A 20,703-nucleotide genomic window follows, 5' to 3' on the forward strand; every position below is an offset into this window, starting at 1 on the left:
ATGGATAATTTGCAGGAGATTGAATCAAGGCTTTTTACGGCTATACGTTTCCCTTTGATTGTATTGGTCGTTTTCATACATGTGCTACCATTCTCTGTGGCCCCTATGGACTCAGCACTGTCGTTGGACGAGAATATCTATAGAGGTGTCTCGGAGGCTATATCTCATGCTTGGGGTAATGTTGCTGTGCCTTGCTTCTTCTTGCTATCTGGGTATTACTTTTTTCAGGGAGTCAAGAGCTGGTCTTCGCAAGTCTATTATGGTCTTCTAGGTAAGAGGTTGAGAACTCTTCTTATCCCATATTTATTATGGAATCTGCTTTTGGTGTTTTTGATGGCTATCAAGGGCTATGGTTCTCAGCTACTGGATCTCTCTTTTGGCATAGCGGAGCTAGAAGCCTTCAAGAGGAATACTATCTCGGACTTTATGCTTATGCCTGTAGACTTTCCTCTTTGGTACATGAGAGACTTGATGTATGTTAGTTTACTCAGCCCAGTACTTTACTACCTTATCAAAAGGCTCCCTTTTTTAGGTCTTTGTATATTCATTCTATCTCAGATTATAGTTCCTAATCTTTGGGCTTATCTTATGCCTACGACAGCTTTCTCGTATTTTGGTTTGGGTGCATGGTTTGCACTGAATGAGCAGAGTTTGTTGGCTTTCATCAGAAACTTCCGTTGGATTTTTATTGCCTCGTACTCCATACTTCCTGTCCTCCTTTGGATTGGAGAGCCGGTAGCCCCTATCTTGGGAATAGCCTTCTATCCCATATCTGGAGGGTTAGTTATGTTTGGCACGTTTGGCATTATTGCATTGCTTGACTGGATCTTCTTGTATGCTCCTAGGTTGATGACTTATTGCACGAGAATGTCGTCCGCCGTCTTCTTTATTTATGCATCTCATCTCGTATATTTAGAAAACTGGATTAAGGGGGCGTTCTCGAAAAGTTTATTCTATGACAATGGATATGGTAAGCTTGTTGCGTACTTCTTGATACCGCTTCTGACGATAATTGCATGTTTGTTGGTCTATCGACTTATGAAGCGCTACATCCCTCGTACTTTGAATATACTCACAGGAAGTAGAAGCTAATAATAAATAGATGTTTAAGATATGGATAGACCATTGGTTTCTATTATAACACCGATGTATAAGGTAGAGCAGGTGCTACCCAGTTGTTTGGATTGCATGCTCTCCCAGACATATTCTCCTTTGGAGGTCATTTTCGTCGATGACTGTAGCCCAGACCGTTCCTCATCGCTTGTTGAAGAGTACGCACACAGGTTAGAGGAGAGAGGCCATTTGATCAAGCTAGTCAAGCACCAACTTAATCAAGGGGTTGCATCGGCCCGGAATACGGGGCTAGAACAAGCTACGGGAGAGTATATTTACTACTTTGATGCAGATGATTATTTGGAACCCAATGGTATTGAGCTAATGGTTGCCCGAGCCGAGAGTTCGGATGCTGATATCGTAGGCTGCAACTGGCAGCTCAGTTACGAAGGGACGAAGCGAAAGATGTTTCAGCCCAAGGTATTAAGCGGAGTAGGGGCTTTTACGAAGATGTGTGAGGGAGTTCTTAAATGGAACCTGTGGCTTTTTCTTGTTAGACGCTCCTTGTACGAGCAGGGGGAAATGTTAAGATTTACTCCTCAGGAAAATATGGGAGAAGATATGATGATCATGGGGAAGCTATTCTTACGTGCGGAGAGGGTAGAAATGATAGATGAACATCTATATCACTACACCAAAACCAATTCGGGGTCGCTTACAGCTAACTATACGGATGCCCATTGGGCTCAGGTAGATGCTAATCTTAGGTCATTGTCGAGGTGTGTAGATCGTTGCGGAACCGAAAGTCAGAAGAAAGAAATTGAGTATTTGAAACTCAATCTCAAGTTGCCCCTGCTCATTTCCCCTTGTAGGGCGGACTACCAACGATGGGCAGACTGGTTCCCGGAAGCCAATACATATATTATGCAGAATAGGACACTACCATTGCGTACGCGACTAGTACAATTGGCTGCCAAGCATAAGCTTTGGGGGCTAGTGTGGCTTTATTATCATTTGATTATGCGATTTCTTTACAGCTTATTGTACAAGTAAAAGTAGATTTTATGTTGAAAGTATTACAGACATTATTGGTCGGTATTATAGTAGATTTTTACTGGTTCCCAGTTGCTCCTACTTTTGCGTTATTTGTCAATTCAAAAATGATAATGGCTGTTGTTGGAGTATTGATTTTGTCTTTACAGGTTTTACGCAAACGTAATTATAGTACCCCGAAGTCTTTATTTGGGGCTACCTTCTTTGCTCTGGCTTATTCAGCGTGTAACCTCGTGGCGGTAGAACTCAACGATACTTTCGATTTTAGTTACGCTAGCTATATCACTACGTTTTTTGTTTGGTTGTTTGCAGCTTATACTGCTATTGAAGCCATTCGTTGGAGGCATCAAAAGGTAACTATATCGTTACTCACGCTATACTTATCAGTGGTTTGCTCCCTCCAATGTATCATTGCTATTATTATAGATAAGTTCGAGGCTGCTAAGACTGTTGTTAATTCGATTTTTTACATATCAGAGGAGTTTTTTGAGGAGATTGACAGACTTTATGGTATTGGTGCGGCTCTTGACCCTGCAGGGACGCGCTTTGCAATTGTACTGATAATGATTGCTTTTGTCCTGAGCCTTGATGAGAAAGTTAAGAAAGAAGCAAGGAGTACGCTCGTGTTATTGATATCTTTTATCATCATATCCGTTATTGGCAATATGATTTCTCGTACTACTTCTTCGGGAATGATTCTAGGGTTACTCGTGATGCTGCTCAATACAGGCTTGTATCGAATGACTATTAGTGCAGATAGTTTGCGAATGTTTAAGATCTTTGCTCCTATTATGATCTTGGGCATAACAGCGACTGTTATTCTATACAATACGGATAGCTATACTCGATCGTTGCTTCGATACGGATTTGAAGGCTTTTTTAATTGGGTCGAAACGGGAGTTTGGACGACTGGATCTACACAGACCCTTGCCACGATGTGGAGATGGCCGGAGACCACAAAAGGCTGGATCATAGGTACGGGACGATATGGGTTGTTTGATTTTGGTACCGACATTGGGTATTGCCGTCTTATTCTGTATTCTGGACTTGTGGGCTTCTCTGTTTTTGCTCTTTTGTTTGTCTATAATGCCTACGTGTTTATCACGAAATACCGTCGATATAGGTACATGTTCTTAGTATTACTAGGGATGTCCTTTATCATTTGGTACAAAGCTTCAACAGATTTATTCATGATTTATGCTCTTCTCTATTGTTTCGATGATGAAGAAGAGATGGGATATGCACCTAAATTTTCACTTTGATGAAGATCGTTTATTGTATTCCTGCGATGGCCAATTCTGGAGGAATGGAGCGTGTGCTCTCTTGTAAGGCTAATTATTTAGTTAGCCTAGGGTATGAGGTGCACATCATAACCTCCGATCAAATGGGTAGATCTGTGTTTTTCCCGCTGGATCCTCGGATCCAGTTGCACGATTTAGGGATAAATCACGAGGTAACTAATGGTTCCCTATGGCAGAAGATCTTACAGTTTCCACTGAAGCGCTGGCGGCATGAGAAGGCCCTCAGAGCTTTATTGTTCAAGTTACGGGCTGATGTGGTCATCTCTATGTTCGGATTGGAATCCTCCTTCCTGCCACGGATTGAAGATGGTAGCCGCAAGATACTAGAGTATCATTTCTCCAAGCTGAAGCGCCTGCAGTACAATCGTAAAGGTTTCTGGCGTAAGCTTGATCTCTGGTATACTAAGCAGGATGAGCAGATTGTCCTGCTCTACGACGATTTCGTCGTCTTGACTGAGGAGGATAGACAGCTTTGGGGCGATCTGCCTAATATCCACGTGATACCTAACCCTCTACCTTTTGAGAGCGACGAAGTATCTATTTGTGAGGCTAAGCGTATTATTGCTGCGGGGCGATACAACTACCAGAAGAACTTCGAAGAGTTGATCGAAATATGGGCTCAGATTGCTCCTCAGCATCCCGACTGGCGGCTAGATATCTATGGCGACGGAGAAGAACGTACGAACCTGCAGCGCCAAATAGACCAAGGGACAGTTCCTAACATCTGCCTGCAGCGACCAACCAAAGATATGCCTCAGGTTTATTTACAAAGCTCACTCTATGTGATGACTTCCCACTACGAAGGTTTGCCGATGGTTCTTTTGGAGGCACAGACGATGGGGTTGCCCATAGTCGCCTATGCCTGCCAGTGTGGCCCTCGTGATATCATCACTCATGGCGAGGACGGATATATCATAGAGCCGCATGATAAGGATTCTTTTTGCCAAGCGCTCCTGCGACTTATGAAAGACGAAGAACTGCGTAAGCGTATGGGTGTAAAGGCCAAAGTCGCTTCGAAACGATATACACTGGAGTCTGTGATGGAACAGTGGATCAAGTTGCTTACGAAGTAAGATCAATATATTATACTACTGCAATGAATAAATCCTTACTGACTTTTGTCCTTCTAGGCTGCACGACAGCCTCACTTGCCGAGAGTGTAGATAAATTGACAGAGCAAGACGGCAAGCTCAAAATATCAGGCTACATACAGGCTCAAGCTCAATGGGGTGAGCCTAAGGCCAAGCTTCGTGTGGGAGAGGCTAATAGTGGGAATGACGCCTACAATCGCTGGGGTATTAGGCGTGGCCATCTAAAGATTGAGTACAAACTGGGGCTTACTAAGTCAGTTTTTCAGCTTGATATGACGGAGAAGAAGCTAGGAATAAAGGATGCTTACTTTCAGATCGGTAGCCCTTGGAAGAAGATGAACAAGAGCTCTCTGAAGTTTGGACTCTTTAATCGTCCTTTCGGGCACGAAATCGCTTATTCATCATCCCAACGAGAATCCCCAGAGCGTTCGTTCATTTTCCCTGCTCTCTTCCCCCATGAGAGAGGTTTAGGTGCTATGCTGACACTACAGGCTTCTGACCAATTATTTCTGAATATGTTTAAGCTAGAGGCCGGTTTATTTGCTGGGAATGGGATTAATCCTGAGCGGGATAGTCGGCGTGATTTCATCGGGCACCTCACGGCGAGCGATCGTATCGGCGATTTGCTAGATTGGTCGATAGGTGCCTCCTACTACCATGGCTATGTCCTGCAAACCACTGAACATGTTTATCGTATGCAAGGGCATGGCTTCGTCCACTACGAGTCTGAGGCTTACAGAGGAGCTTTCGCCATACGCAGGTATTGGGGGCTGGACGGCCAGTTTGCTCTGAGTACACCTCTAGGCAAGACTCAGCTCAGAGCCGAGTATCTATGGGGAGATCAGCCTAGCACGCAGAAGAGCCACAAGAGCCCAGACACGTCCAAGGTCGAACAGGCTAATATGTTTATCCGTCCTATTGCCGGTGGCTATGCTATGCTTGTGCAGGAATTGGGTACTTTACCTCTATCGCTTGTGGCTAAATACGATTGGTTTGATCCCAATACCTCTGTCGCAGATGAGCAGATAGGTAATGGAGAGACGACTAGTGCAGATATCTCTCAGAGGACAGTTGGGGTGGGACTTCTGTGGCACATCAATAATTCGTTGTTGATGCAGGCTTATGCTGACTTCAATTTTAATGAAGTGTCTTCCGCCGTCAAGGGTTACGAAGCCGATCGTCGAGATGATGTGCTGACGCTTCGCTTGCAGTATAAGTTCTAACGTCTAAGGATGACGACTAATATTAAACGGGTATCAGCAATCTTACTGAATTGCTGATACCCGTTTAACGTTGAGAGTATAAGGTGCTATCCCTTCGGCACGGCTCTAAGAATCGTGATTGGGTTATGTTCATCTAGAGCAATACGCACTTCGTGATCGATTGTCCAGCCGACCGCTTTCGTGGCAGATCGGAATAGATCAAGGGTGTCGGACGATACGGAATTGAATACGATGCGTCCTTGTTCCTGCATCTTCTCTGTAAGGCGTTGCATGAAGCCAAGTAGCTTTCCCCCATGCCCGCCGATGAAGACTGCATCTGGTGCCTCCAATGTGCTAATATCAGCTTGCATAAAGTCTCCAATGTAGTACTCAATGCCGGGTGTGCCGAACCGGCGTGCATTATCTCTGATCAGCAGATCTCCTTCGGGCCGGATCTCGAAACTCGTTATTTTGAGATGAGGGAACTGTAGCTTAGCCTCCACCGATACCGATCCCGTACAGAAGCCTACGTCCCATAGCCGCTGGCAGTGGTGCAAGTCTAGCGCACTCAAGCTAAGTAGTCTGATTGGCATTTTGGTAATCATCTTGGCTCGTCCGTTGAGTAGATGAAAGTCCCCCTCAGACAAACCTAATGGAGCACAGTATTCAAGTGGTTCTGTAGCCTCTATAATTAGGCAGTTTGGCTGCTCAAAGGAGAGCTTTGCGGCTTCGTCGAGGCTGAGTGTATAGAGTTCTTGGCGTGCTCCGCCTAGGCGAACCCCTATGTGCATTCGATACTTAGTATATCCAAACTCGAGCATTCTCTGCGCAATGAGCTCGGGCGTATTCTTACGGTCAGTAAGTACGCCTAGCTTACTGGTCCGCTCGATCAGTGCACGATCGAACTCATGCCAGGGCCTCCCCGTGAGCGAGCACACTCGCATATCATGATAGGGAAGCGTTAATGCGTGGGCTAGTAGCTGGAGCGAATTGAAGTATGGGAAAGTCCGTTTTACTAAGTTGGGGAACTCTCGCATCAGTGTCGTTGTGTAACCAAAGAAGAGCGGATCTCCCGAGGCAAAGACGAAGATTGGTTCGTTTACTGCTCTGTATTGCTCGAAGACTTCCGCTAGTGGCACTGTTACATCAATCCACTTGGCTTGCTCGGGTAGTAAGTGTCCTACCAGCTCTCGGTGACGTTTCCCCCCACTAAATACACGATGTTCCTTGATTGTTTGCTTCACTTCGTCGGCAAAGCGGGAGCCAACCTCGTCGCTCATGCCAACCACCGTGAAGCTCAGCCCCTGTCTAGACATCACGCCCGGGTCTTAGTTGCTCGGCATCGTCGAGCGTTAGTATAGAGTTCACCAGTGTAGCCGCAAGGTTGCTACCGCCCTTGCGTCCACGAACGACAATCTTAGGGGTATGGCGGAAGCTCATAGCCATGTGTTTGGACTCGCATACATTGACGAATCCCACGGGTGAGGCAATGATTCCACTTGGTTTAGCCTTGCCTTTGCGTATCAGGTCACAGAGCTCTATGAGGGCTGTAGGGGCGTTCCCAAAGGCGAATAGCGCATCGGGATGCTCCTCCACGGCTAGACGAATACCTGCTTGAGTGCGAGTGATACCATACCTTTGGGCTAGCTCTGGCACACGAGGGTCGTGTAAGTAGCACTTAGCCTCTACGCCTAACCTCTCCAGAGCCCCTTTGCGGATACCCGATACTACCATTGTTACATCTGTGATTACGGTCTTGAGTTTACCTGACACAACCGCCTCGTGTAGCCTCCGTACCGCATCTTGGTCTGTATAGAGTATATCCTCCATCTCGAAATCAGCGGTGGTGTGGATCGCATGCAGGAGTGCCCATTTGTGGTCGAGAGGGATATTGGGGCATTTGAGCTCGCCTGCGATCGTGCGGAAACTCTCGATCATGATGCTTTGGCCTAGTTTCACGTTCTCAGTTTCTTCTTCACGGTAATAACCTCTGGGGGTAATGAAGTGATTTTCCCAAGTGTAGCTCTGTGAGTTGCCGATAAGAATTACGGTAAACATGTCGATTTTCTCTGGGTCGAACTCGGTGAGCGTGGTGAGGGTTACTTGTTCCTCGGCTCGTCCTGCCTGACGCACATAACCAATAGGTGTTTCAGGTGAACGGTATTGCCCGAAGATTTCGAGCAGACGGTAGAGTTGCCAGTAGCGACCATGGCTCTTGGGGTTGTAGATAGCTGTGACGAAATCGGCGGAGGCTGCGGCAGTGATGCGCTGTTCGATGCGAGCCCAAGGGGTCATCAGATCTGAGAGACTGATGATGCAGAGGTCGTGGCCGATAGGGCAGCCGAGCAGAGAAGCGGCCTTCTGGAAAGCGCTAATGCCTGGCAGTACCTCGATTTCGATATGCTCTGCGCCTTTATCACGCTTCATCTCATAGATGAGTGGTGCCATGCCGTAGATGCCTGCATCTCCCGAGCTAATCACACAGACATCTTTCCCCTCTAGAGCGTAGCGGAAGGCTTCCTCGGCACGCTGTCGCTCTTTCTTCATACCGCTATCTATGCAGACCGTTTCGGGGCGAAGATAGGCCTCGATGAATTGGAAATAATACTTGTAGCCTACTACTACATCGGCTGTACGCACAGCCTCGAGTACAGCAGGAGTAATGTCTTCTGCCCCACCGGGGCCGAGGCCTGCTACGACAATCTTATGCTTATCCATTGATTGATGCTTGATTATATATAGGTATAATGGTTATTGAATGCCTTTTGTTGCTGGTTTGGCCATATCTTTCTTAGGGCATAGCTTCAGTGGAGAAGCCCTTGCCTAGATAGATGTCAGACGGATGGCTAGAGCTGAATATTCAATTCATAGCGACGAGCTAGGCTTAGGAGGAATGCGAAATAGAGTACTTGCTCCACGAAAACTAGGCTGTAATAGTAAGGAATGAATGTCCCGAAGTCCCAAAGCCAGAAGCCTGACACGATAACAACGAGCTCAAATAGGAGCATCAATACTTGGGCGTATAGATTGGATTTCTGACGCCCTAAAATGTCGGGAAGAACGTTGAATATCGAGTTGGCGAAGGTAAAGATAAGGCTTGGTAGCATCCACAAAATAACCTCGGCAGAGGCAAGCCAGCGATCCCCAACGAATAATACTACAAGTGGTTCGATACAGAAGGCTAGGCTTATGGCTATGACTAGACCAATAGTTAGGATCAGACCAATAGGCCTGCGGATTAACCCCCATAGCGATGCTCGCATGGATACTGTGCGGCTCATGCGCTCGAAGTAGACTTGCCCGATACTCTCCGACAGTACGAGTAGAGGTCGGCGTGCGAGCATCGTACTCATCGTTAAGATCCCCACTTCGCTGATTGAGTAGGCGAAAGGGATAAGTAGAATGAGTAGACTGGCCAGTGCTGTATTAATCAGCGTCTGAGGAGTGCTGTAGCGCAGGAAGTTGATATGTCGCTTCAGGGCGATTAGTCGGGCCTTACGGGGGGGGGCTTCGTGCCAGATGCGTTTCGCAAAACGGATAATAGGTATTAGTCCCAGTAGCGAAGCCAAGGCGGAGGAGAGTAGAAGCATCGCTGCCGATGCGTCACGCAGGCCAAAGAGCACTTTCAGTAGGTTGTTGCTCACCGTGCGTACCCCCTGTGAGATGGCTAGATGCCCGTAGCGTTTTAGGCGTAGTGTAAGCATGCTGCTTGCACTGAAGATGGCCAAGAGTAGTACATACAGAGGCATCCACCAAGTGTACCCGCCAAGAGGGTTGTAGGCAGCGAATTTGTTAGCGAGGTAGATGAAGATGAATAGGCTTACTGTGCCGACTATCGCTAGCTCAATGGAGCTGCGAAATAGCCCCCAAGCCTCCCGATCGTTTGGGACGACGACGATTGCCTGTTCATAGCGCCCCATGATGCCTATGGCGAATAGCCCACTCCATGCGAGGAAGGAGCCGAGTATCCCCATAGCCTCCTCACTGTACTGGCGTCCGATGAAGACGAGTAAGAGCAGAGCGACAATCTGCCCTAGAGCTCCTGAGGAGAATAACTTGAGGCTATCTCGGAGGATATTCTGTTTGGGTTGTGCTACCAATCTCTAAGTCCTGATATGATTTGTTGTAGGCAAAGTTAAGGACAAAAACGGCAGTGACAACTCTAGTATGATCGACACATTAACTTCGCCTCTCGCAGTCTACTGGGCTATGAGCCGTCCCACTAGCCTGCGTCCCCAATAGGCAGAGAGGAGGGAGCGTACCCCCAAGTAGAGGACGAAAGCGAGCCAGAGAGCATCTACTCCTAGTGTAGAGTGTAGTAGCCAATACGTGACGAAGAATGCGATCCATGCGATTAGCACGGCTTGGCTCATAGGCTTGCTCGTCGTAGCCCCAACGAAGATGCCGTCCCAGAGGAAAGCTCCAAATGAGGCAATAGGTACTAGTACTGCCCACAGACGGTGCTCTAGTGCATAGGCTAAGACGTCTGCCTTATCACTAAGTAGATATAGCAGAGGTTCGGCGAAGAAATAGAATACTAGAGACATCAGCGGAGCGATCCCCCAGCCGATAGCGAAGAGCGCACGCAGCATTCCCTTTAGGTCCCCCCAGCGTTTGGAACCGATATACTTGCCCGTGAGAGCCTCGCCAGCGTAGGCAAAGCCGTCCATGAAATAGGCAAATATGGTGAAGAACTGCATCAGCAGGGTATTCCCTCCTAGGGGTACAGAGCCATAGGAGCTACCTGCGTGTATGAAGTAGAGCGAGATCGACCCGAGCATGATGGTGCGTAGTAGCAGATACTTGGCGATATGCAGATAGGAGGTTAATTCGCCCAGAGAGTAGAAATCCCTCAGTTCTAGATGTAGGAAGTAGTGGCGATAGCGTAGCGCAGCGATACCGACCATTATCGCTACCGCTGTGTACTGAGCGATAACCGTTCCCCAAGCGATGCCCTCGACGCCTAACCCCCAGTATCTGACCAAGGCAAATGAGAAAGCGATGTTGAGGATGTTGCTGATGATCGTCGTGATCATCGGTACAATGGTATTCTGTATCCCCACAAACCAGCCGTTCAGGACGTATAAGAGCAGGGCTGCGGGTGCACCTAGATAAGCGACTTGCAGATAGGCGAGTATCTCGTCATTGAGGCTTGTGGAGCCATCGTTGAGCGCAAGGCCGAGCTGGCAGAGTAGAGGGCTAATAAGCATGATAAGCACGCCTCCCAATAGAGCTATTGAGCTCCCTACGCAGATCTGCCGACAGATCCGCCGCTCGTCCCCCCTACCGTAGGCCTGCGCTGTGAAGCCGGTGGTGGCCATACGCAAGAAACCCCATAGCCAAAAAGAGAAGGTGGCGACCATGGTGGCTAGAGCTACTGCTCCGATTGACTCAAGTGTGGGCATACGCCCAGCGATGGCCGTATCGGCTAGTGACAGTAGCGGAACGCTGATGTTGGAGATGATATTGGGTATAGCGAGCGATAGGATGCCTGCATACATCGATCGCCTAGCACCACTCGACTTTGTTGCTGACATTAGCTTTTGAGTAGCGTGTTTACAAGCTGATATTTACCAAATCGTTTGGTAACGATGCCCTCATCGATTAGCTCCGATAGGACACGCCCGAGCGACGGACGAGCCACACCCAGTAGCATCGCCATCTCCTCTTGGGTGCCGATCTGCCCGTGTGCACGCAGGTGTCCGATCAGCCGCTCCCTGAGGTTCTGTAGACTCAATAAGCTGATCTTCTGGCTTAGAAAGGCACTCCGATCGGAAATCTCACGCATAAAGGCACGCATTACACTCGGGTAGCGCTTCATTACATCGAGGAAGTACTCTCTATCGAGGAATAAGATCTCGCTCTCTGTCATCGTTTCGACCCCAACGGGGAAGGTGTTCTGGGTGCTGTATATGAAGGCTGGAGCAAGGAGTTGGGGTGCTTCGAGTAGGTCTATCGTAAGGCGCTTCTGATCTTCTCCGATCATTTGGGCGCGCACACGCCCCTGCGTGAGGATCATCAGAGCACGTACACGCTCTCCTTGGCGTGCTACGATCTCACCCATGCGATAAGACGATACACGACTTGGCGACTCTTGAATAAGCGTTCTAATTTCCTCCAGCTCCAACCCCTTGAATAGGGGCAATTCTTTGAGTTTCGATATATCCATTGTTTTGTCCTGATTGTGGCAATGCTCCGATAGTAGCGACACAACTCTCTCGGCGCCGCTTCCCGATCGTGCAGAGTAGTACTTAACCGGTATTTACTATAGCCTGCTTTGCATACTTACTACCCCTAGAACCTGTCCTAAGCAAAGCATCTCTGCACAGCCATTCATTGGCCCTGCAAAGGTAGAAAAAGGACTAATAGGGAGCAAAATGCCCAGCTTCATAGCCGATATGATAGATGCGTCGAGAAGAGGCGTAGAGGATTGTGTCCCGACTGGTGTACAGCTCTGAGCCCGATTGCCCAGCGCCCAGAGAATTTGAGCTGAGCACCCAAGGAAAGTCTTGCTCCTCGCCCAGAGAGCATCAAGAGTCCGTATTCGTAGTTTAGGCGTGGCTCTGCCAAGTAGAGCCGAGCTGCCCAATGGTCTGTGTCGAAAAAAGCCAAAGAAGCCCAGAGAGATACATGTGGTTGGGGGCTGTAGCGTACACGGCTATAGCCCATACGTCCGTAGCTCTGCCCTACACGACTGAGCGATATACCCACTTGCGTCTGCAAGCTCCTATACGCATGGGCCGTATGTAGGGCTAGGCGAAACCGCCCCTTGTGGTTCTGCTCGCTCTTGTGTGCTAGAGCCAGCCTAAGCCCGAGCTGCCCGAGTTGCTTCTCTACTGCGACGCTTAGTATGCGCCCATATCTTGCCTCTCTTGCTCTGCTTGTCTGCAAATCTCGGTACCAGTCTGCCGCTAGCTCGATCTGAGCATGAGGAAGTAGCTCTCGGGTGCGGTAGTTAAGGCTTAGTCCTGCTTCTCCATTAGGGTGTAGCTTGTGTGTATGGCTCTGACCTTGGTATGTCCAGTAGGTTGGGTTGATGTACCTAGCTCCAGTTTGTATCTCTCCCCAGCGAGCGGAGTGATACTGTAGCATCTGTACCCATGCCCAGCCTTTCCTATCTGCACGGGCGACTTCTCCCCGGAGGCGTAGCCGTGCCGATTGTGTCTGCCAGTGGTAGCTTAGGCTGGCGGTGCGATGTAGGCCTATCCCCTCGAGTGCCTCCATGTGCGTTGCTCCCGTTGCTCTAGCTAGACGATAGCCCCCGAAGGAAGTCGCGACAGTTTGCAGGGCTATGTGCCATCTCCGCTCTACATAGCCTATCCTTGCTCCCCAAGTGAATAGGGAGATTTGTCTTCGTCGCTCCCATTCCTGCTGTGTGCGGTGTAGTCCCTGCTCGCTGAGCCCATGGATCAGCCCCTCGTCATCGATGCGTCCGTCTAATCTCCGCTTGGAGTAGATGAGAGAGAGTTGTAGTCGCTCGGATCCTAGCTCTACGGCGAGGCCTCTGCTCTTGTTGCTCTCGGCTAGAGAGCTTACGGGGCGAATTACCGATCGCCGATTTCCCTGCCAGTATGGTGCCCTAAGGCGGAAGCCCTGACCTATGACTAGCCCCTCACCCCAATGTACCCGATAGTCCCCTAGTATGGCACGGCGTACTAAACCCCACTGACCTAGATATAGATGCCCGGCATAGCTGTCGAAGCCTTGATGCTGCCCGTAGCGCCATGGCTCGTAGGAGTCTTGCTCTGCTCCTGCGAAGGCAGAGAATTGCTGTCCTTGGCGGTAGCTCCAACGTAGTGCTACGGCAGAGCCAGAGCCTAGATAGTCCTTCGGGATTTGTACATCTAGACGATGTTGGGTGTTCAGTGCTAGTGTAGTATGCCCCTCTCTGGTTTGCACTGCTCGATGTGCCGAGCTGACATCATCGCACCGAAGCAATGGAGCTAGCAGATGCAGCGTGGCCTCGTCCCAGCCATCGAGAGTTTTGAGGTCATAGAGTGAGGCAATTTGCCCGCCCTGATCGGTTCGGTAGCGTATTAGTTGATAGATTTGATAGGGGGAGAGCAGGTAGAGGTCGGCCAGGTCCTCGGCAGAGGCTTGGTTAATGTTCAGGGGCTGCAACAGCAGTGCGTCAATGTGTTCTAGAGCTATAGATAAGGCAGCCTCATCGATGAGTCCGTCTTGCAGTCGCCCTTGGAGCAGTTGTTCCAGATAGCTACGGGTACGCTCTTGGCTACTCGTTTGGGCTAATGTAGGGGATATGTAGAGGAGCGTACAGAGGAGCAATAGCTTTAGTCTGTGGCGACTCGTGTGCATCATGGGCGAGCGATCGGGATAATGCGTTGGATCATCTGTTCTCTAATCTGGCCGGAGGTATCGCTTAGCCGTGCCACAAGTATGAGCTGACCTTGGAGTCTAGTGGGGAGGTCGTGCAAATGTCCTAGATTGTGAGCAAGTCGCCTCACCCACTGCCGAGCAGTGGAGCCACTTACTCCCCACAGCTCGGCTCCCGTAGGCGTGTAGAGGTGTAGGCTGAGTAGCCACTTGGATTGCTCCTCGGCAAGTCGGAGCAGATCTTCTATGTTCTTGTGCTTATCTGCTTGCCTCTTGTCCTCGAGCTCGTTGTCTGCTTCTAGAGAGTTGGGAGCAGCTGGTGTCGCATAGCCAGCCCTAGCACGGGCAGACCGCCAGCGAGGCTCTGTGCTGGAGCCCCCTAGCTCCCGCTCTAGGGCAATACCTCTCTTGCTTTTGAGGCCACGCTCTAGTAGATCTGGCGTGTAGAGTAGCTCATCTACCAGCTCCTCGCCTCGGTAGAGCGCAATCAGACAACCCGTATTGCTTAGTCGTGGTAGTGCGATGCCCTTAACTCTTTCTGTCGGGGCATCGGGGTAGTGGCGGCAGAGATCTTCTGGGGCTACACTCAGAGCTGTGTAGGATTTGGCAGGTAACTCGTCGAGATCGCCTAGGCTGACTAACTTGAGCTGCCCTCTGCTCTTACCTACTCCTAGCCGATAGTTCTCGAGAGAGGTTGACGACTCGTTGGGGTTGTACAGCTCTATATACTCAGGCGCTCCTGCTCTCGGATTGGCCATGACTTCACTAAGCATCAGTGCCTGCTCTGGTGTGCCAGAGGGTGTAGCTTCCTCTCTCGTATCGTCCTCTTGAGAGGGCCATGTGTCGTCAAGGCGTAGGCCTGAGAAGTGCATACCCCTATGACGAGTAGCAGTATAGACACAGATGATGCCTAGGCTATTGCTCTTCGGCGGTGTCATGTGCCACTCGGTCTGTTCGGCATAGAGCTTTCTGCCGGTTTGGTCGCGCAGAAGTCTAAGGGCTAGTACGCCCTCGGGACTGTAGCGGACATCGTATCGAAGCCCTTGAGTAAGCGCTTCGGGGAGCTCGCTGGTGTCTAGTAGTGGCTGTTCGTTGATCAGCTTGAGCCGTTGATCGCCTTGTAGGTGGGAGCGCCAGTGAATGCGAAGGCTTACTAGAGCTACGCTGCGGCGTTCGCCACCGCCTATACTCAGAGCGAGGTAGTCGTACTGTTGGGTTGGTGTGTCCTGCTCGTAGCAGCAGAGTAGTATGTAGGCATGGTTGTGGGCTGAGGTTGGCTGATCTAGGCGCACGATGCCCTGCCAGCGCATGCGTTTGCCGAGGGTGATGTTGGTCGTGATGATTTTGCGCCCTCTAGCACGTGGGGCAGCGAGTGATAGCCAGCCCTTGGCTATCTCGAAAGCCTCGGTGTCGTGTCGCCAAGTCAGGGTAGAGGGTTGGCCATTGTTGGATAGGTCAGCCTGCCAATTCTGGGCGGATAGGGGTATGCCTAGTAATAGGTATAGGCCAATGGCGATGTATAGTATTATAGTATATCGAGTGCTCTCTCTCATAAAGTCTTTCTCGGTATATGTGGTTTCGTATCAAATCCTCCAAATGTACACAACTATTTCCGAGAAACAAAATATAGTCTTGATCGATTGTCTGCTTTTTTGTTAAGATGTGTGAATGGATGATGCCCAAATTTGACCCAATTGAGGAGGCGTTCGTCAAGACCATCGGAGAGTTTGGGGAGAATTGAAGGACTAATCTCAGGCAATTGGTGGGTTAATCCTCCGAGATGTGTCCACTAATCCAAGAGGATTGATGGGAAGAAAACCCAAAAGAAAGCTGTATGGATACCAAATTTCTTAATCCGATTCCCTATATTGCTGTGATTTAACGGGTTGTGCTTTGGCGTTTTTAGGCGCTTATTCCCTCGTGTCTAGGGTCAAGTGCCAAAATTGTCTAGAACGCAATCTAGGGCCTGCTAGAGGGCAAATACGAGGTTTCGCATTTGTCCGATCAGCAAACAAAAAGCACGTCATTGATATACTTAAATGTAAAAGAATGTGCGCTTCTCCGAGGTGTACTTCATGGGTAGAGGACGATAGTGGATTACTGCACTTGGTGCTTAGGCTACCATGCCAGAGTTATCTCTACGGCTGGGAACTAACATACAGACGATAAACTTGTAGATACAAGGTTTTTAGGCTATTTTTGGGGGAATTTTGATCAATTAAGACGTTATCGTGGAGCAAAAAATATCATCTCTCTGGCAGAGCAGACTGCGCACTGCCCTGCCGACCATTGTAATCGTTGCACTCTTTGCACTGATCTCGCTCGTCTACTTCTCCCCTGCGGTTTTTGAGGGACGAGAGCTCTTCCAGCAAGATGTCGCTGGGGCTAGCGGTACGGCCCAAGATGTGCGTGACCACTACGATGCTACTGGCGAGACCTCATACTGGACCAATAGCCTGTTTGGTGGTATGCCTATGTACCAGATCTCGCCGAGCTATCCCTCACTCTCCACGCTCAAGCATGCCCAAGATCTCTATACACTGCAGTGGCCTCTGTCGCTATTGCCTAGCTATAGTTGGCTGCTTTTTGCGATGCTGGTGGGCTTCTTCGTCTTTATGCGTTCGCTCTCTCTGGGGCGTTGGACGGCGATGCTCGGGGCGATCATGTGGGCTTTCTCTAGCTATTTCATCATACTCATTGATGCTGGGCATATCTGGAAGCTCACTGTGCTGGCTTTCATTCCCCCAACGATTGCGGGGATTGTCTGGACTTACCGTGGTCGCTACTTGCTCGGCGGCGTAGTGACGGTGTTTTTCGCCACACTACAGCTGATGTCCAACCACATTCAGATGAGCTATTACTTCGCCTTCTTGATCGTTTTTATCCTTATCGCCTTCCTCGTCGAGGCACTACGAGAGAAGCAGGTCAAGCGATTCCTCATCGCTACGGCCGTTACAGCAGCCGCAGGTCTTATCTCGATCGGAGCTAATAGCTCCAACCTCTACCATACCTACGAGTACACGCAAGAGACTATGCGTGGAGGCTCGGCGCTTAATGCAAGTGCTAGCGGAGCCGCCAATAAGAGTGTCGGAGGTCTAGACAAGGCCTATATCACCCAGTGGAGCTATGGCAAGGCCGAGACACTGACGCTCCTTATCCCTAATACCTATGGTGGGGCTACGGGTTACATCGGGAGCAACCCCGAGCTCATGCAAGATGTGCCACTACCTCTTAGGCAGTATGTAGGGCAGATGAACCAGTATTGGGGTGATCAGCCCTTCACCTCTGGGCCTGTCTATGTCGGTGCTTTTGTGATGTTCCTATTCATTCTGGGGCTCTTTATCGTTCGTACCCCTCTCAAGTGGGCACTCGTGGCGGGAACTGTCCTCTCCGTCGCCCTCTCGTGGGGGCACAATATGATGTGGCTGACGGATCTATTTATCGACTACTTCCCCCTGTACAATAAGTTCCGCACGGTGTCTTCGATCCTCGTGGTAGCAGAGTTTACGATCCCCACTCTGGCCGTGCTAGCGCTTGTTGAGTTTATACGTCGCCCGAAGGCCGTACTGGCCGAGCGTGTTGCCCTGATTACTTCGCTTAGCCTAACCGCTGGAATCTGCCTTGTCGTAGCTCTAGCTCCGAGTGCCTTCTTCGGTTTCTTGAGCGCTCAAGAGAATGAGATGTTTCGTGCAGCCCTGCTCGACAACCCAGCTGTGTCGGAGGTCCTCACCCAGCTCAAGTATGTACGTGCGAGCATTGCCTCCGCCGATGCTTGGCGCAGCCTGCTAGTCATAGTGCTCAGCCTTGGTGTCTGCTACATATATAGTATAGGTAAGTTGAGTAAGGCTGCAACGCTTGGGCTAATCATCGGGATTACGTTTGTGGATCTGTGGTTGGTAGACAAGCGTTATCTCAATGACGGCAAGTTCATCGACCTCAAACAAGTGGAGCTACAAGCCCGGCCCGTAACCGATGTAGATAGAGCCATTGCGCAGGATACTGATCCGCACTACCGAGTGCTCAATACGAGTGTCGGTACATTCCAAGACGCTACGACGAGCTATATGCACCGCAGTGTCGGGGGGTATCATGCTGCCAAGCTCAGTCGCTACCAAGACCTCATCGAGCATCAGATCAGCCAAGGCAATCGTGCTGTGCTCAATATGCTAGACGTACGCTACATCATCTCTGCCGATCAGAAGGCTGGGCTCTTCTATACACGCAACCACGAGGCACTTGGTCCGGCTTGGTTCGTAGACTCGCTACGTATCGTCGAGAGTGCTAGTGCAGAGATGTCTGCCCTTGATGACTTCGATCCTGCCACGACAGCTATTCTAGAGCAAGAACAGGCTAAGGCCCTCGGGCTGAGCTCTGGGCAAGCAGGGCAGAGCTCCGTGCGTCTACTCAGCTATCAGCCCAATAAGGCGAGCTATGAGGTAAGCACAGACCGTGAGCGTTTGTTGGTTTTCTCCGAGATTTACTATCCGCATGGCTGGTCGCTAACTATCGACGGGGAGCCTGCCGAGATCGTTAGGGCCAACTATGCCCTTAGAGCCGCGAAAGTGCCCGCTGGTGCACATCGCCTAGAGATGACTTTCGACCCCAAGTCGATACACATCACCGAGTGGATCTCGATCACGGCGCAGCTCCTCCTACTCCTAGGAGCTATCCTCGCCATTGGCTTGCCTCTATGGCGTAGAAGTCGGGCTACAACAGAGCAATAATTATCAGTAACATAAACTCAAATTAGAAATGACGAAAAAATCGATTCTTCGTTCGCTTGCCCTCGTTGGTGCGGCAGCGTTCGTCCTATCAAGCTGTGGCGCTAAGTTTCGCCCGCTGACGTCCAAGCACGTTACGGCAGAGCCCCAACCACTAGAGGTGCGTGGTGGCGAGGTGCCAGCTAAGGTGCATATTACTTTCCCAGCCAAGAGCTTCCCCAAGAAGGCCACACTCAAGATCACGCCCGTACTACGCTACAAGGGTGGTGAGAAGTGGGGGCAGACGCACGCCTATCAGGGAGAGAAGGTCTATGGCAACGATGTCGTCGTGTCCTACAAGGAGGGCGGTAACGTAGTGCTACACTTCAGCGTTCCCTACAAGAGCGAGATGGCCAAGAGTGAGTTGTATCTGACCTTCCACGGCAAGATCGGTAGCAAGAGTGTCAAGCTCCCCGACTTGAAGATCGGTAGTGGCATCATCGCTACTGAGGCATTAGCTACACTGCGTGGCGTACACCCTGTTATCGCTCCCGATGGCTTCCAGCGTATCATCAAGGAGAGTTACGATGCCAACATCATGTTCCAGATCCAGCAGTCCAACGTGCGTTCAAGTGAGATCAACAAGCAGGACGTAGAGGAGTGGGCATACATCGTGCAGAACGCCAAGGAGGCTCCAGATCAAGAAGTATCTGTAGAGGTACAGGCCTACGCATCGCCCGACGGCGGTGCTAAGCTCAACGAACGCCTTAGTGAGGCACGTGAGCGCAACACGACGGCTTCGCTCAAGCAGCAGTTCCGCAAGCAGAAGCTCTCAGGTGTAGCCATTGACGCTCATTACACAGCTCAAGACTGGGAGGGCTTCAAGACACTTGTCGAGCAGAGCGACCTGCAGGATAAGGAGCTTGTGCTACGTGTGCTCTCTATGTATCCAGACCCAGAGCAGCGTGAGCGTGAGATCCGCAATATCTCGGCTGTCTTCAGTCAGCTTGCCGATGACGTGCTACCTAAGCTACGTCGCTCTCGTCTGCTCGCCAACGTTAAGATTATTGGTAAGAGTGATGCCGAGATCCAAGACTGGGTAGCCAAGGCTCCGGGTCACCTGACCATCGAGGAGCTACTCTATGCTGCTACACTCGCCAAAACTCCTGAGGAGAAGATGAGTATCTATCAAGTCGTCAATAAGATTTTCCCCAAGGACTACAAGGCTTACAACAACATCGGTGCTCTGCTATTTGCTCAGGGTAAGCTCGATCAGGCAGAGCTTTGGTTCAACCAAGCCGCCAAGAGAGCCGATAACTCTGTGACGAAGATGAACCAAGGCCTTATCTCTCTAGCCAAGGGTGAGTCGGACAAGGCTACGACTCTCATCGCTTCTGCTACAGATGTGCCAGAGCTCGGTCAGGCACTCGGCTATCTCTACCTCAAGCAAGGTGAGTATGCCAAGGCAGAGACTGCTTTCGGCGAAACGCTCAGCAACAATGCTGCCGTAGCACAGCTGCTCAACGGCAACTATGCCAAGGCACTCAAGACCCTCTCTGCTGTCGCTACTCCCGATGCTACGACACACCTGATCAAGGCTATCGTAGGTGCACGCTCTGGCGATGTGAAGCTCGCCACCGAAGCTCTGGAGATGGTTGCTAAGCTAGACCCATCTATGCTCTCTGGCGTAGCCGACAACATTGAGTTTGCCAAGTATCTGAGCAACCCTGATATGGCACGTGTGCTAGCACTTGCCCCAAACATGCTCAAGTAGGCGAGAGCAAACTCCACACAGCAATAGAGGGCATGCGTCGAGGCGAGAGCTTCGGCGCATGCCCTCTATTCGTTACTAACTTGCGGTTTGGTAAGGTGAGACCGTTGCACGACATTTAGCCGCCTTTCGGCTAGAAATGTTGTATATATCTCTGATTATTAATATATTTAACATGTAATTAACTGTATCGACATG

The 20,703-nt window shown here is 50.1% G+C and carries 14 protein-coding genes; 7 read left to right on the plus strand and 7 right to left on the minus strand.

Annotation, left to right across the window (positions count from 1 at the left end):
- Genes HQ41_RS09960 through HQ41_RS02845 form a run of 5 tightly spaced genes read left to right on the plus strand, consistent with a single transcriptional unit; the run spans position 1 to position 5,721 of the window.
- Complete coding sequence (locus HQ41_RS09960; protein ID WP_044187633.1) at positions 1 to 1,092, plus strand: acyltransferase; 1,092 nt, start codon at positions 1 to 3, stop codon at positions 1,090 to 1,092.
- Positions 1,093 to 1,113: 21 nt separating this feature from the next.
- On the plus strand, positions 1,114 to 2,106 hold the full coding sequence (locus HQ41_RS02830) for a glycosyltransferase family 2 protein (protein WP_044187636.1): 993 nt from the start codon (positions 1,114 to 1,116) through the stop codon (positions 2,104 to 2,106).
- Positions 2,052 to 3,368, plus strand: a complete 1,317-nt coding sequence (locus HQ41_RS02835) for a hypothetical protein (protein WP_152567313.1) — start codon at positions 2,052 to 2,054, stop codon at positions 3,366 to 3,368. The genes HQ41_RS02830 and HQ41_RS02835 overlap by 55 nt, the downstream gene beginning before the upstream one ends.
- Positions 3,368 to 4,480, plus strand: coding sequence for a glycosyltransferase family 4 protein (locus HQ41_RS02840; protein WP_044187642.1), 1,113 nt, complete (start codon positions 3,368 to 3,370; stop codon positions 4,478 to 4,480). The genes HQ41_RS02835 and HQ41_RS02840 overlap by 1 nt, the downstream gene beginning before the upstream one ends.
- Before the next feature lie 23 nt (positions 4,481 to 4,503).
- Positions 4,504 to 5,721, plus strand: coding sequence for a hypothetical protein (locus HQ41_RS02845; protein WP_044187645.1), 1,218 nt, complete (start codon positions 4,504 to 4,506; stop codon positions 5,719 to 5,721).
- A gap of 86 nt (positions 5,722 to 5,807) precedes the next feature.
- On the opposite strand, the gene HQ41_RS02850 is transcribed toward HQ41_RS02845, so the two are convergent.
- From HQ41_RS02850 to HQ41_RS02880, 7 genes are all read right to left on the minus strand, one after another.
- The gene (locus HQ41_RS02850; protein WP_044187647.1) at positions 5,808 to 7,016 is read right to left on the minus strand and encodes a bifunctional cobalt-precorrin-7 (C(5))-methyltransferase/cobalt-precorrin-6B (C(15))-methyltransferase; all 1,209 of its coding nucleotides are present in this window, start codon (positions 7,014 to 7,016) and stop codon (positions 5,808 to 5,810) included.
- Positions 7,009 to 8,418 carry a precorrin-3B C(17)-methyltransferase gene (cobJ, locus tag HQ41_RS02855; RefSeq protein WP_044187649.1) on the minus strand — a complete coding sequence of 470 codons (1,410 nt, stop codon included), beginning with the start codon at positions 8,416 to 8,418 and terminating at the stop codon, positions 7,009 to 7,011. Before cobJ ends, HQ41_RS02850 begins: the two co-directional genes overlap by 8 nt.
- Positions 8,419 to 8,546: 128 nt before the next feature.
- Entirely contained in the window at positions 8,547 to 9,800 is a 1,254-nt protein-coding gene (locus tag HQ41_RS02860; RefSeq protein ID WP_044187651.1) for a lipopolysaccharide biosynthesis protein, read from the minus strand.
- A 99-nt stretch (positions 9,801 to 9,899) separates the two neighbouring features.
- Positions 9,900 to 11,237 (minus strand): MATE family efflux transporter, encoded by a 1,338-nt coding sequence (locus HQ41_RS02865; protein WP_235316888.1) that lies wholly within the window; start codon positions 11,235 to 11,237, stop codon positions 9,900 to 9,902.
- A complete protein-coding gene (locus tag HQ41_RS02870) occupies positions 11,237 to 11,869 on the minus strand; it encodes a Crp/Fnr family transcriptional regulator (RefSeq protein WP_044187655.1) in 633 nt (210 codons plus the stop codon). The genes HQ41_RS02865 and HQ41_RS02870 overlap by 1 nt, the downstream gene beginning before the upstream one ends.
- Before the next feature lie 218 nt (positions 11,870 to 12,087).
- Positions 12,088 to 14,019: a helix-hairpin-helix domain-containing protein gene (locus HQ41_RS02875; RefSeq protein WP_044187656.1), complete on the minus strand. Its 1,932-nt coding sequence runs from the start codon at positions 14,017 to 14,019 to the stop codon at positions 12,088 to 12,090.
- A complete protein-coding gene (locus HQ41_RS02880; RefSeq protein WP_044187658.1) occupies positions 14,016 to 15,587 on the minus strand; it encodes a lamin tail domain-containing protein in 1,572 nt (523 codons plus the stop codon). Before HQ41_RS02880 ends, HQ41_RS02875 begins: the two co-directional genes overlap by 4 nt.
- Before the next feature lie 678 nt (positions 15,588 to 16,265).
- Between HQ41_RS02880 and HQ41_RS02885 the strand changes: the two genes are divergently transcribed.
- On the plus strand, positions 16,266 to 18,758 hold the full coding sequence (locus HQ41_RS02885; protein ID WP_044187660.1) for a YfhO family protein: 2,493 nt from the start codon (positions 16,266 to 16,268) through the stop codon (positions 18,756 to 18,758).
- Between the two features lie 28 nt (positions 18,759 to 18,786).
- Positions 18,787 to 20,508 (plus strand): lipopolysaccharide assembly protein LapB, encoded by a 1,722-nt coding sequence (locus HQ41_RS02890; protein WP_044187662.1) that lies wholly within the window; start codon positions 18,787 to 18,789, stop codon positions 20,506 to 20,508.
- The last annotated feature ends 195 nt before the right edge of the window (positions 20,509 to 20,703 follow it).

The organism is Porphyromonas sp. COT-290 OH860, assembly GCF_000768935.1.
Classification (GTDB): Bacteria; Bacteroidota; Bacteroidia; order Bacteroidales; family Porphyromonadaceae; genus Porphyromonas.